At 71.5% G+C, this 12665-nt stretch carries 13 protein-coding genes; 9 read left to right on the plus strand and 4 right to left on the minus strand.

Annotation, left to right across the window (positions count from 1 at the left end):
- Positions 1-233: 233 nt before the first annotated feature.
- On the minus strand, positions 234-1160 hold the full coding sequence (locus ACIBK5_RS09010; RefSeq protein ID WP_399017688.1) for a cyclase family protein: 927 nt from the start codon (positions 1158-1160) through the stop codon (positions 234-236).
- 104 nt (positions 1161-1264) lie between these two features.
- Between ACIBK5_RS09010 and ACIBK5_RS09015 the strand changes: the two genes are divergently transcribed.
- From ACIBK5_RS09015 to ACIBK5_RS09025, 3 genes are all read left to right on the plus strand, one after another.
- Positions 1265-2179, plus strand: a complete 915-nt coding sequence (locus ACIBK5_RS09015; protein ID WP_399017690.1) for an SDR family oxidoreductase — start codon at positions 1265-1267, stop codon at positions 2177-2179.
- Between the two features lie 108 nt (positions 2180-2287).
- Complete coding sequence (locus ACIBK5_RS09020) at positions 2288-3430, plus strand: acyl-CoA dehydrogenase family protein (RefSeq protein ID WP_399017692.1); 1143 nt, start codon at positions 2288-2290, stop codon at positions 3428-3430.
- A complete protein-coding gene (locus ACIBK5_RS09025) occupies positions 3430-4479 on the plus strand; it encodes a Zn-dependent alcohol dehydrogenase (RefSeq protein ID WP_399017693.1) in 1050 nt (349 codons plus the stop codon). The genes ACIBK5_RS09020 and ACIBK5_RS09025 overlap by 1 nt, the downstream gene beginning before the upstream one ends.
- On the opposite strand, the gene ACIBK5_RS09030 is transcribed toward ACIBK5_RS09025, so the two are convergent.
- Positions 4469-5491, minus strand: a complete 1023-nt coding sequence (locus ACIBK5_RS09030) for a GlxA family transcriptional regulator (RefSeq protein ID WP_399017694.1) — start codon at positions 5489-5491, stop codon at positions 4469-4471. The genes ACIBK5_RS09025 and ACIBK5_RS09030 overlap by 11 nt on opposite strands.
- A gap of 72 nt (positions 5492-5563) precedes the next feature.
- Between ACIBK5_RS09030 and ACIBK5_RS09035 the strand changes: the two genes are divergently transcribed.
- From ACIBK5_RS09035 to ACIBK5_RS09045, 3 genes are all read left to right on the plus strand, one after another.
- Positions 5564-6865: an MFS transporter gene (locus ACIBK5_RS09035; RefSeq protein ID WP_399017695.1), complete on the plus strand. Its 1302-nt coding sequence runs from the start codon at positions 5564-5566 to the stop codon at positions 6863-6865.
- A 134-nt stretch (positions 6866-6999) separates the two neighbouring features.
- On the plus strand, positions 7000-7407 hold the full coding sequence (locus ACIBK5_RS09040) for a YciI family protein (protein WP_399017696.1): 408 nt from the start codon (positions 7000-7002) through the stop codon (positions 7405-7407).
- Positions 7404-8570 carry an RNA polymerase sigma factor gene (locus tag ACIBK5_RS09045; protein WP_399017698.1) on the plus strand — a complete coding sequence of 389 codons (1167 nt, stop codon included), beginning with the start codon at positions 7404-7406 and terminating at the stop codon, positions 8568-8570. The genes ACIBK5_RS09040 and ACIBK5_RS09045 overlap by 4 nt, the downstream gene beginning before the upstream one ends.
- On the opposite strand, the gene ACIBK5_RS09050 is transcribed toward ACIBK5_RS09045, so the two are convergent.
- Entirely contained in the window at positions 8548-8925 is a 378-nt protein-coding gene (locus ACIBK5_RS09050; RefSeq protein WP_399017699.1) for a hypothetical protein, read from the minus strand. The two genes, ACIBK5_RS09045 and ACIBK5_RS09050, sit on opposite strands and share 23 nt — an antisense overlap.
- A complete protein-coding gene (locus tag ACIBK5_RS09055) occupies positions 8922-9443 on the minus strand; it encodes a hypothetical protein (protein ID WP_399017700.1) in 522 nt (173 codons plus the stop codon). Before ACIBK5_RS09055 ends, ACIBK5_RS09050 begins: the two co-directional genes overlap by 4 nt.
- A gap of 165 nt (positions 9444-9608) precedes the next feature.
- Between ACIBK5_RS09055 and ACIBK5_RS09060 the strand changes: the two genes are divergently transcribed.
- The 3 genes from ACIBK5_RS09060 (at position 9609) to ACIBK5_RS09070 (ending at position 12602) form a co-directional block, all read left to right on the plus strand.
- Entirely contained in the window at positions 9609-10823 is a 1215-nt protein-coding gene (locus ACIBK5_RS09060; RefSeq protein ID WP_399017702.1) for a helix-turn-helix domain-containing protein, read from the plus strand.
- The gene (locus tag ACIBK5_RS09065; RefSeq protein WP_399017704.1) at positions 10820-11362 is read left to right on the plus strand and encodes a flavoprotein; all 543 of its coding nucleotides are present in this window, start codon (positions 10820-10822) and stop codon (positions 11360-11362) included. Before ACIBK5_RS09060 ends, ACIBK5_RS09065 begins: the two co-directional genes overlap by 4 nt.
- 385 nt (positions 11363-11747) lie before the next feature.
- Entirely contained in the window at positions 11748-12602 is an 855-nt protein-coding gene (locus ACIBK5_RS09070; RefSeq protein WP_399017708.1) for an alpha/beta fold hydrolase, read from the plus strand.
- Positions 12603-12665: the final 63 nt, after the last annotated feature.

The following is a 12665-nucleotide window of genomic DNA, read 5'->3' on the forward strand; positions in this document are numbered from 1 at the left end:
GCGTCGTGTCCGTTTGCTCACGCTGGTGGGCAGCGATTCGCCGTGAGGGGACGGCGAGGGCATCGGTGACGGCGGCCCTCGGCGAGTGTGAGTCGTGATTCGGCGTCGGCTTCCCTCAGGGCCAGGGGAGCCGGGGCGGGAGCGCCGGAGTCGGGTGGCGGCGCGCGCTGCCGTGCTCGGGGCGAGCAGCGCGGCGCCGCCATCCTGCTGGGCAGGCCCAGGGGGGCGATGCCCTAGAGGACGGCGACCGGCGCCACCGGAGATCCGGTCGCCCCGGCGAACGGCTCGGGCGTCGCCGTCAGCAGGAAGGCGGAGCGGCCCACTTCTCCACAGGCTGTGGACAACTTTTCGAGATTCCAGTTCTGGCCCTGCGGCATTCCCATCTCCACGAGGTCGAGGGCGTGCACCGGCAGCCACAGGCCGTCCACCTCGGGCGGGAACACCTCGAAGGTCAGGGTGTCGTTGGCGACGGCCGCGACATCGCGCGCGTGGAACCACTCCGGCGTCCGGATCGACAGCCCCGGCGACGGAAAGGCGTACGCGTGCCGGTCCCCGGCCAGACAGACCTGGACCTGCCCGGTTCGTACGAGCACGATGTCGCCGGCCCGTACGCGCGTCCCGGCCAGTTCCTCGGCGGCGTCCAGGTCCTCGGGGGTGACGGCGTACCCGCCGTCGAGCCGGTCCGTGCCCCGGGCCCGGGCGACATCGAGCAGGACCCCGCGCGAGACGAGGTGCCGGACCGTGCCGATGCCGCTGAACCCGGCGCCGCCGTGTGCCGTGACGGAGCCGGCCGGGCGGCCGTTGTAGATCCGGCCCGAGTGCGAGACATGGGGCAGCGCGTCCCAGTGGGTGGCCGCCTGCAGCCCCATGGTCACGGCGTCGTCGCTGCACGCGACCGTGCCCGGGCCGAACAGCTCCTGGTTGATCTGCACCATGACGTGCAGGGGGTTGACGCGGCCCGGGATCATCCCGGTCTGCACGCCGTCCTGCCGGAGGGGCAGTGCGAGTGGGATACGGCGGCCGGTGCGGACGGTGGCCGCGGCTTCCCTTACGACCTCGTCGGTGATCAGGTTCAGCGTGCCGAGTTCGTCGTCGGCACCCCAACGGCCCCAGTTGTTCACGCGCTTGGCGATGTCATGGAACGCGTCCGGCAGCGACATGAGTCCTCCCCGGGGCTTGTCTTCCCGTATCTGACGGGTCGTAGAATTCGGGAACCTGAAATCTAACGGTCCGTCAGAAACCGTGGGACGGGAAGGGGCCGGGCGTGGGGAACTTCTTGGCAGGGAAGGTCGTCGCCGTCACCGGCGCCGGGCGGGGCATCGGCCGGGCGGTCGCGCTCGCGGCCGCGGCCGAGGGGGCGAAGGTCGTCGTCAACGACTACGGCGTCTCCGTCGACGGTGCCTCGCCGACCAGCGAGATCGCCGAGGCCGTGGTCAAGGAGATCGAGGCGGCCGGCGGGGCCGCGGTGGCGGTCGCCGACGACATCTCCACCATGGCGGGCGGACAGCGGGTCGTCGACGTGGCGCTGTCGTCGTACGGGCGGCTCGACGGAGTGGTCTGTGTGGCCGGGATCCTGCGTGAGCGGATGCTGTTCAACATGACCGAGGAGGAGTGGGACCCGGTCGTCGCGACCCATCTGAAGGGCACGTTCACGGTGTTCCGGGCGGCGTCCGCGGTGATGCGGAAGCAGCGGTCCGGGACGTTGATCGGGTTCACGAGCGGGAATCACCAGGGGTCGGTCTCGCAGGCGAACTACAGCGCGGCCAAGGGCGGGATCATCTCGCTGGTGCGGAGCGCGGCGCTGGGGCTGCACAAGTACGGGGTGACCGCGAACGCGGTGGCGCCGGTCGCGCGGACGCGGATGTCGGCGGGTGTGCCGACGGAGCTGGCGGAGATCGGGGAGCCGGAGGACGTCGCCGCGCTGGTGGTGTATCTGCTGTCCGACGCCGCCTCCCGGGAGGGGATCACCGGGCAGGTGTACACGGTGGCCGGGGCGAAGATCGCGGTGTGGGCGCAGCCGCGGGAGCTGCGTGCGGCGTATTCATCCGGCGGTTGGACCGTGGAGGGGGTCGCGGAGGTTCTGTCGGGGTCGGTGGGGGTGGATCCGATGCCGTTGCTGGAGCGCGTGCGGGAGATGGAGAGGGCGGCGCGGGAAGGGGAGCGGCCCAACGCCCTGTAGCTCGGGGGCCTTGGGCCTTTTCGGCGGGTGCGGGTGCGTTGTGGCTTGTCGCGCAGTTCCCCGCGCCCCTGGGGAATCCGCCCCTGCGGCATCGAGAGGAGCACCCTGATGGACTTCGACTTCGGGCCGGAGGACGACGCGTTCCGCAGCGAAGCTCGTGCCTGGCTCGCTGTGCGTGCCGACGGCGTCTCGGACCGCCGTGCCTGGGAGCGCACCCTCGGTGCCGCCGGGTGGATCGGGCTCGGTTGGGGTGAGGGCGGCTACGGGAACCGCACGGCCACCCTCACCCAGCAGGTCGTCTGGGCCGAGGAGTACGCGCGGTCGGGGGCGCCCCCGCGCTCCGGGCACATCGGGGAGAACCTGCTCGCGCCCACGCTCATAGTCCACGGCACCGAGGAGCAGAAGGCCCGCTTTCTGCCTCCCGTCGCCGCCGGGGACGAACTCTGGTGCCAGGGCTACAGCGAACCCGGTGCCGGTTCGGACCTGGCCGGGGTCCGTACCGCGGCCGTACGCGACGGCGGTACCTACCGTGTGAGCGGGCAGAAGATCTGGACGTCGCTCGCGCACGAGGCCGACTGGTGCTTCGTGCTCGCCCGTACCGAAGCCGGGTCCCTCAGGCACCACGGGCTGACCTTTCTCCTCGTCCCCATGGACCAGCCGGGCCGTGTCGAGGTCCGTCCCATCCGGCAGCTGACCGGCACCAGCGACTTCAACGAGGTCTATTTCGACGGCGCGTACGCGGAGCAGGTCGTCGGGGGTGAGGGCAACGGCTGGCGCGTCGCCATGAGCCTGCTCGGCTTCGAGCGGGGCGTGTCCACGCTGGCCCAGCAGATCGGGTTCGCCCAGGAGCTCGAGGACGTCGTGCGGGCGGCCCAGGAGTCGGGTGCGGCGCGGGATCCCGTCGTACGGGAGCGGCTCGTACGGCTGTGGGCCGAGCTGCGCACCATGCGCTGGAACGCCCTGCGCACGCTGGGCGGTTCGGGCGACGCGGGGGCGCCGAGCGTGGCGAAGCTGCTGTGGGCCGGCTGGCATCAGCGGCTGGGGGAGCTGGCGGTGCTGGTGCGGGGGGCGGCGGCGGGTGTGGGTCCCGTCGGCTGGTCGGCCTCGGCGCCGTACGAACTGGACGCGGCACAGCACCTGTTCCTGTTCTCCCGGGCCGACACCATCTACGGCGGCTCGGACCAGATCCAGCGCACGATCATCGCCGAGCGCGTGCTCGGCCTGCCCAGGGAGCCCAAGGGAGCCGTGTGATGCGAGGCGTGATCTTCGACGGGAAGCAGGTCCGGGTCGTGACGGATCTGGAGGTGCGGGAGCCGGGGCCCGGTGAGGTCCTGGTCGCGATCCGGGCGGCCGGGCTGTGCCACAGCGATCTGTCGGTGGTGGACGGGACCATACCCTTCCCCGTTCCTGTGGTGCTGGGCCATGAGGGGGCCGGGGTCGTGGAGGCGGTGGGTGTGGGCGTCACCCATGTGGCGCCCGGTGACCATGTGGCCCTGTCCACACTGGCCAACTGCGGGACGTGCGCGGAGTGCGACCGGGGGCGGCCGACGATGTGCCGGGGCGCGATCGGGCGCCCGGGCCGGCCGTTCAGCCACGACGGCCTGCCGGTGTACCAGTTCGCGTCGAACTCGGCCTTCGCGGAGCGCACGGTGGTGAAGGCCGTGCAGGCCGTCCGTATCCCCGGGGACATCCCCATGACGTCGGCGGCGCTCATCGGGTGCGGGGTGCTGACGGGGGTGGGCGCCGTACTGAACCGGGCGCGGGTGGACCGGGGCGACAGCGTGCTGGTGATCGGGACGGGCGGCATCGGGCTGAACGTGTTGCAGGGGGCGCGGCTGGCGGGCGCCCTGCGGATCGTGGCCGTCGACGCCAACCCGGCGAAGGAGGAGGTGGCACGGCGTTTCGGCGCGACGGACTTCCTCACCTCGACCGAGGGCGTGCGGGACGTCCTCCCCACGGGCGCGGACCACGCCTTCGAGTGCGTCGGCCGGGTGGAGCTGATCCGCCAGGCGATCGACGCGCTGGACCGGCACGGCCAGGCGATCCTCCTCGGCGTGCCCCCGGCCACGGCCGAGGCGTCCTTCCGCGTCTCGTCGATGTACCTGGACAAGTCCGTCCTGGGCTGCCGCTACGGCTCCTCCCGCCCGCAGCGCGACATCGCCCTGTACGCCGACCTCTATCGCGAGGGCCGGCTGTTGCTGGACGAACTCGTCACCCGGACCTATCCGGTCGAGGAGTTCGAGAAGGCGGCGGCGGACGCGGAGGCGGGGCGGGTGGCGCGGGGGGTGCTCATGTTCTGACGGCCGCCGTCCGGTCCCTTTCGGCCCGGAAGGTCCGCCGGTAGGCGGTGGGGGTGACGCCGAGCGCCGTCTGGAGGTGCTGGCGCATCGACTGGGCCGTGCCGAACCCGGCGTCGTGGGCCACCTGGTCGACGGAGCGGGAGGTGGACTCCAGCAGATGCCGGGCCCGCTCCACACGCTGCTGGGTGAGCCACTGGCCCGGGCTGACGCCGGTCTCCTCGCGGAAGCGGCGGGTGAAGGTACGGACCGACATGGACTCCTGGGCGGCCATGTCGCGCAGCTGGATCGGCTCGTGGAGGCGGCCCAGGGCCCAGGCGCGGGCGGCGGTGGTGGACGCCTGCTGCGGATCGGGCACCGGGCGCTCGATGTACTGCGCCTGCCCGCCGTCGCGGTGGGGCGGCACGACCGTACGGCGGGCCACGTCGTTGGCGACGGCGGCGCCGTGGTCACGGCGCACCATGTGCAGGCACAGGTCGAGGCCGGCCGCGACGCCCGCGGAGGTCAGCACGTCGCCGTCGTCGATGAACAGCACGTCCGGGTCGACCTCGACCTGCGGGAAGAGCCGCTGGAGGCGTTCGGAGTCTGCCCAGTGGGTGGTGGCGGGGCGGCCGTCGAGCAGGCCCGCGGCGGCGAGGACGTAGACGCCGGTGCAGATGGAGGCCAGCCGGGTGCCGGGCCTGAGGTGGGCGAGGGCGGCGGCGAGTTCGGCGGTCAGCACGCCGTCCTCGTAGACCGGGCCGAGTTCGTACGACGCCGGGACGATCACCGTGTCGGCGGTGGCCAGGGCCTCCGGGCCATGGGCGACGTGGATGTCGAAGTCGGCGTCCGTCACGACCGGGCCGGGCGGGCGGACCGAGCAGGTCACGACCTCGTACAGATGCCGTCCCCGGGCGTCCTTGGGGCGGCCGAAGATGCGGTGCGGGATGCCGAGTTCGAAGGGGAGCAGTCCGTCGAGGGCCAGGACGACGACCCGGTGGGGCCGGAAACCGGAGTCTGCTGCGCTCACTGCCATGGCCCGATCCTAACGAATGCTGTCCTTCGGGCCACTCGCTGCGTCCCGGGCGCGGATCGGAAGCTCTATGACGTGACCCAGACAAGCCAAGCCCCCGCAGTGGAGCAGCCGTCGAAACCGAACCGCGGGCGTGTGCACCGCGCCTGGTTCGTCGCCGCTGTCACCTTTGTGACGATCATCGGCGCCGCGGCCTTCCGTTCCGTACCGGGTCTGCTCATCGACCCGCTGCACAACGAGTTCGACTGGTCGCGCGGCACGATCGGGGCCGCGGTCTCCGTCAATCTCGCGCTGTACGGTCTGACGGCCCCGTTCGCGGCGGCCCTGATGGACCGCTTCGGCATCCGCCGGGTCGTCGCGGTCGCCCTGACCGTCATCGCCCTCGGTTCCGGCCTGACCGTGTGGATGACGGCGGCCTGGCAGCTGATGCTGTGCTGGGGCCTGCTGGTCGGCCTCGGCTCCGGCTCCATGGCGCTGGCGTTCGCGGCGACCGTCACCAACCGCTGGTTCACCGAGCGGCGCGGCCTGGTCAGCGGCATCCTGACCGCCGCGTCGGCCTCGGGCCAGCTGATCTTCCTGCCGTTGCTGTCCTGGATCATCGACCGCTACGACTGGCGTCCGGCGGCCGTGACGGTCGCGCTCGCGGCGCTCGCGGTCGTCCCGTTCGTATGGCTCTTGTTGCACGACCACCCGGCCGACGTCGGCCAGAAGCCCTACGGAGCGACGGAGTTCGTACCGAAGCCGGCCCCCGTGGTGGGCGCCGCGCGCCGCGCCGTGTCCGTCCTGTTCTCGGCCGCCCGCACCGGCCCGTTCTGGCTGCTCGCCGGTACCTTCGCGATCTGCGGGGCCTCCACCAACGGCCTGATCCAGACCCACTTCGTGCCCGCCTCCCACGACCACGGCATGCCCATCACGGCCGCGGCCTCGCTGCTCGCGGTCATCGGGATCTTCGACGTCGTCGGCACGATCGCCTCCGGCTGGTTCACGGACCGCTTCGACGCGCGCCGCCTGCTCGCGGTGTACTACGCGCTGCGCGGCGTCTCGCTCCTCTTCCTCCCCCTGCTGCTGGCGCCCTCGGTCCACCCGCCGATGATCTTCTTCATCGTCTTCTACGGCCTCGACTGGGTCGCCACCGTCCCGCCCACCCTCGCCCTGTGCCGTGAGCAGTACGGCGAGGACAGTGCGATCGTCTTCGGCTGGGTCCTCGCCTCCCACCAGGTGGGCGCCGCCCTGGTCGCCTTCCTCGGCGGAGTCGCCCGCGACACGTTCGGCTCGTACGACGTGGTCTGGTACGCGTCGGGGGCGCTGTGCGCGGTGGCTGCGCTGATGGCGCTGGTGATCCGGCGGCGGGCGGGGGACGTGCCGGCGACGGTGTGAGGCCTCCGACGTTTGAGACCTCTTTCCATGAGAGCCCGAAAAAAGTCGGACGGGGATGTCGAGAAGCCGCGTCCGGCTCCGTCCCCGGTGTGAACGCGACCACAATGGGTCGCACGAGCACCGAGGAGACCATCATGGCGAAGTACCTGCTGCTGAAGCATTACCGCGGCGCCCCGGCTCCGGTCAACAACGTCCCGATGGACCAGTGGAGCCCCGAGGAGATCTCGGCGCACATGCAGTACATGAACGACTTCGCGGCCCGCCTGGAGAAGACCGGCGAGTTCGTCGACGGCCAGGCGCTCGCCCCCGAGGGAGCGTGGGTCCGCTACGACGGTGAGGGGCGCCCGCCGGTCACCGACGGACCGTTCGCCGAGACCAAGGACCTCATCGCCGGCTGGATGATCATCGACGTCGACAGCTACGAGCGCGCCGTCGAGCTGGCCGGGGAACTGTCCGCCGCCCCCGGTGCGGGCGGCAAGCCCATCCACGAGTGGCTGGAGGTGCGCCCGTTCTACGGCGTGCGGACCACCATCACGGAGTGAGGCCACAGGTGTCCGCGAAGGACGAGGTTCTGCTCAGGAGCCTCACGCCGAGCGTGCTCACCGTCCTCGTCCGCCGCGGAGCCGACTTCGCGGCGGCCGAGGACGCCGTGCAGGACGCTCTGGTCGAGGCGCTCCGCGTCTGGCCGGCCGACCCGCCGCGGGATGCCAAGGGCTGGCTGGTCACCGTGGCCTGGCGCAAGTTCCTCGACGCCACCCGGTCGGACCTCGCCCGCCGCCGGCGCGAGGACCGGGTCGAGGAGGAGCCGGCGCCCGGCCCGGCCCCCGCGCTGGACGACACGCTCCAGCTCTACTTCCTCTGTGCCCACCCGTCGCTGACCCCGGCATCGGCGGTCGCGCTCACGCTGCGCGCCGTCGGCGGCCTCACCACCCGGCAGATCGCCGAGGCCTACCTCGTACCCGAGGCGACCATGGCGCAGCGCATCAGCCGGGCCAAGCGCACGGTCTCCGGTGTGCGGTTCGACCAGCCCGGGGACGTGGCCACCGTCCTCCGCGTCCTCTACCTGGTCTTCAACGAGGGCTACTCCGGCGATGTCGACCTCGCCTCGGAGGCCATCCGGCTCACCCGGCAGCTCGCGGCCGCGATCGACCACCCCGAGGTGGCCGGGCTGCTCGCCCTCATGCTCCTCCACCACGCCCGGCGTGCCGCCCGCACCGCGTCCGACGGCAGCCTGGTGCCGCTCGCCGAGCAGGACCGGGGCCGGTGGGACACCGCGTCGATCGCCGAGGGCGTCGGGATCCTCCAGGGGGCCCTCGCCCGTGACCGGCTGGGCGAGTTCCAGGCCCAGGCCGCCGTCGCCGCCCTCCACGCCGACGCGCCCACCGCCGAGGAGACCGACTGGGTGCAGATCGTGGAGTGGTACGACGAGCTCGCACGCCTGACCGACAGCCCGGTCGTCCGGCTGAACCGCGCGGTCGCCGTGGGGGAGGCCGACGGACCACGCGCCGGGCTGGCGGCGCTCGCGGCGGTCGACGACTCCGTGCCGCGTCATGCGGCGGTGGCGGCGTATCTCCACGAGAGTGACGGTGACTTGGTCACGGCGGCCCGGTTGTACGCCGAGGCGGCCCGGCTGGCCCCCAACCTTGCCGAACGCGACCATCTGACACGGCAGGCGGCGCGGCTCAACGCGGGCCGGGGCCGGTGACGGGCCGCGTCGTCTGATCCTGGTCGGGGGTGAGTTCGCCGGGGCGTTCGAGCAGACCCAGCAGCGCACGGGCGGTGACACCGGCGTCGTGCAGCCGCCTTGCGGGATCGCCTGATGCCGTGCCGCTGTCGAGGAGTTCAGTCGCATGCCGCAGGACGATCCGGGCGGTGGCCCTCATGCTGTCCCGCAGCCGCGGCATGAGCTTCGACAGCTCGGGCGCCAGCAGCCGTACGTACCCCTCCATCTCCTGGAGCCGGGCCCGTTGCTCGGCCGGCTGCCCGCCGGGGCCCCACAGTGCCTCCTCGCAACGTCGCCGGATCCGCGCCGCGTCGTAGGGAGCTGCCGTGCCGCTCACGCTTCCGGCTCCGTGGTCAGGCAGTGCCGGGCGGCGGCGATCAGCCGGGCGACCTTCAAGGGCCTGCACAGGGCAGCGGACGAGGCCATCGGCACCGACCAGTAGGTGGCGCGAGCGCGGCTGCATGCCACGGCGTCCGCCCTGGGGACTCCGAGGTAGCTGCCGAGGCCCAGGCAGTCCACGTCCAGAGGCCTCCAGTCGTCGACGGCCTGACGCCACGTCCTCGGCATGCTCGCGGGTACCAGGGCGTAGTACCGCAGATGGCGCGGATCGCAGATGACCGGGCCGTCGTCGAGGGCTTGGCGCATGAACTCGTCGAGCTCCGACGGCTCGGCGCTGTCCGCCAGGGCGAGTACGAGGCGGCCGGGGATACGTACGGCGGAGAAGCTGATGCCGAGCGGGAGCATGGTTACGGCGTGCTGCTGCCATTCCAGGCGGGCGCGGTCGCGGCTGGGTGCGGGGAGTGTGGTCAGGAGCCAGTGCTCGGCTGCTGACCGTGGGTCCGCGATGGGGTGCACACGTTCTTCGGGGTCGGCTGCGACGGGCTGTAAGCCCCGTTGGTTGTGATCGCTCAGCACCATGCGTCTCCCCGCTCACGTGTGTTCCGTTTCACACAACTGACGCTAAGGCGCGGTACAACAGTGGCGGCACGCAAAGTGCGTGCCTTGGCTCGGGGGCACGCGATGGACACTTCTGGAATCGGCCGACGCATCGCATACTGGCGAGATCGTCGGGGCTTCACCCAGACTGACTTTGGCCAGCTCATGGGGCAGACGAAGCGCTGGGTGCAGGACGTCGAGGGCGGCAAACGCCAACAAGACCCGCGTCTTTCTGTACTGGTGCGCGCGGCAGAAGTTCTGCGCGTCCCCCTGGAGCAGTTGCTGACCGACACCCCGTCCGATTCACCCGCGGCCAGTGCCCCGCCTACCGGAGCCCTCGGCATCATCGACGCCTTGTACAGACCCGCCCTCGATGCCGAGCTGCCCGCGCCGACCGTCCTGCAACGGCGCCTGGCCTACTGCTGCGAAGCGTTTCAGGCCTGCCACTACGGCACACTCGCCCGCGAGCTACCCGCGCTGATCGCAGGCGCCGGCCAAGCAGTGCACAACGCACCCGCGGGGGCGCAATCCGATGCGCAGGCCCTGCTGTCCCGCGTCTACCAGTTGGTGACGTCATACCTGCACAAGTACGGGGAAGCGACGGCGATCCCTGCTGCCCTCGCCGCGGACCGGGCGATCGCCGCTGCGGAACGCTCCGGCAACCCGGTCCAGGTCGGCGCTGCGGCTCGCAGGGTGGCCAAGAGCCTCGTCCATCAGCAGCGACCTCAGACGGCCATGGAGTTCGCGATCGCCGCCGCGCGTCGGCTCGGAAGTGAGCTCGCCGAGCAGGGGCCTCTCGGGCTGTCGACCCTCGGCATGCTGTATCTGTCCGCTGCCCTCGCGGCCTCGTCGCAAGCGCGTACCACTGCGCGAGTGCGCGCGGCCACGGACCTCGTGTCCGAAGCCGGGGAGATCGCAGACCGGCAGGGAGCGGACCTCAACGAGGATTGGACCATGTTCGGCCCTACGAACGTCGGGCTGCACCGGGTGGACGTGCTGCTGCGCTTTGAGGACGGCTGGTCGGCGCTCGAAGCCGCCAACGAGCTGAGCTCAGAAGCTCTCGGCAGGATGACCCGAGAGCGTCAAGCCGGACACCACGTCGCCTTGGCACGCGCTTCGCTCATGACACGGCGCAAGGGCGATGCCGCGAAGGAACTCCTGGAGGCCGAAAGGCTGGCGCCGGAGGAGGTGCGGGGGAGGCGGGACACGGTGAACCTGGTCAAGGACATCGTGGGCGCAACCCCCGACCCCGGGGGCGAGTTGCGTGCGCTGGCCGGACGTTGTGGACTCCGTGCATGACGAAGCCGGCCCTGTATCTGATCGCCTGTGCCGCGGGTCCTGCCCAGTACATCGACGACGGTGTGCGTGCTGCACGGGCCGACGGGTGGGACGTGTGCCTCATCCTCACCCCGTCTGCGGCAAGTTGGTGGGAGCCGCGTATGGGGGAACTCGTGGAACTCACCGGTCACCCTGTGCGGTCTCGGTACAAGCTGCCTTGGGAGGAGGACGTGCTGCCGAAAGCGGACGCGATGCTGGTGGCGCCCATGTCGTGTACGACGCTGAACAAGTGGGGCGCGGGGATCGCGGACACCGTCGCGATCGGCATCCCGTCGGAGGCGGTGCACATGGGCGTGCCGGTGACAGCGATGCCGTACTTCAACCAGGCACAGGGTGCGCAACCCGCGGTGGCGCGTTCGATCGCCGTGCTGCGCGAGCAGGGCGTCATCGTCCTTGACGGCCCGGACGGATACGAGTCGCACCCTCCGAAGAGGGGGAACCCGGGGGCGTTTCCCTGGGGGAAGGCTCTCGCCGCCGTTCGGCGTCAGATCGGTGCCTGATGGGATGCGTCTGGCCGCTGCGCGTCTGACTGCTGTACGTCACTGAGTAACTGTCGGGGCCGCCCGCTTCTTTGGCAGTGTCGTGTTTCCACGGCCTGCGTCAAGGGCGCTGCGCGTCGCCTTCGGCGATCGGCCTGCGGCCGACCCTTGACTCAGGCCGTTCCAGCACGGGGGAGAAGCGAGCGGGCGGCCCGGGGAGGCGGGTGGCCAAGCAGCTCTGTTGCGGGCTTTGGCCCGTTGGTTCGCTGAGCGGCGTCAGCGGGCGCGGTCGGGTCTTGCAGGGGCGCCGGGTGGGTTCAGCGGTGATCGGTGAGTGGGGGTGGGGCGCCCGTGCGGCGTAATTCGGTGTTCGGGAGGGTGTGGGGCGGCCTACCGTGAGGGTCATATGACTCTCCTGCATGCGCATGACTATGGGGGCGATGGCCCGCAACTGGTTCTTCTCCACGGGTTCGGGCGGTCGCTGGTCGACTGGAGTGCCTCGGCGGCTCAGCTCTGCGACGGGTATCGGGTTCTCGGCGTCGATCTGCCCGGGCACGGGCGTTCTCCCGACAGCGCACCCTGGGCGCTTTCCACCGTGGTGCGGGACATCACCGACACGCTCGACGCGCACGGTGTGACCGAGGCCGTCGTGGTGGGGCATTCGCTCGGAGGGCTGGTCGCCGTCGAGTACGCCCGGGCGTATCCGGAGCGTGCGCGTGCCGCCGTGAATCTCGACGGGTTCTGGTGGCGGCGGGAGTATCCCGGTGCCGAAAAGGTGACTGAGGGGCTGCTGGCGTCGGTCGGGGCCGTCGCGTCGGAAGGGTATGTCGAGCAGCAGGTCGCCAACTCCGCGCGGTTCGGGGTGCCCGCCGAGCGTGCGGAGGCCGCTGCCCGTGCGGCGGCGCGGCCGTTGCCCGACGGCACCTGGCAGACGCTGCCGGAGCGGGCGGCGGCGCTGGAGATCGTCGACGAGCTCCACCGGCTCGGCGCGCACGGTGTCGCCGCGTGGCTGGACGGGGTGGACCGTCCGCTGCTGCTGGTGCAGGCCGGGCGACGGCTGCCGCCCGCGCCGGGCATGGAGTGGTTCGACGAGTTCAGCGCCCGGTTCGCCCGAGAGGTCTCGGACGAGCTGGCCGTGGTCTCCCGTACCCGGCCGTCGATCAGCGTCCAGCGCATCGACGCCACCCACCCCATGATCCTGGAGACCCCGGAGGCCGTCGCGAGGCTGGTCGCCGGCTTCGTTCGCGCACTGCCCGGCTGAGAATCCGGCACACTCGGCACAACTGCTTCGAAAGGCTCGGCGATGACACTCGGAATGGTCCTC

This window comes from Streptomyces sp. NPDC050546, from assembly GCF_044457425.1.
In the GTDB taxonomy this organism is placed as follows: Bacteria; Actinomycetota; Actinomycetes; order Streptomycetales; family Streptomycetaceae; genus Streptomyces.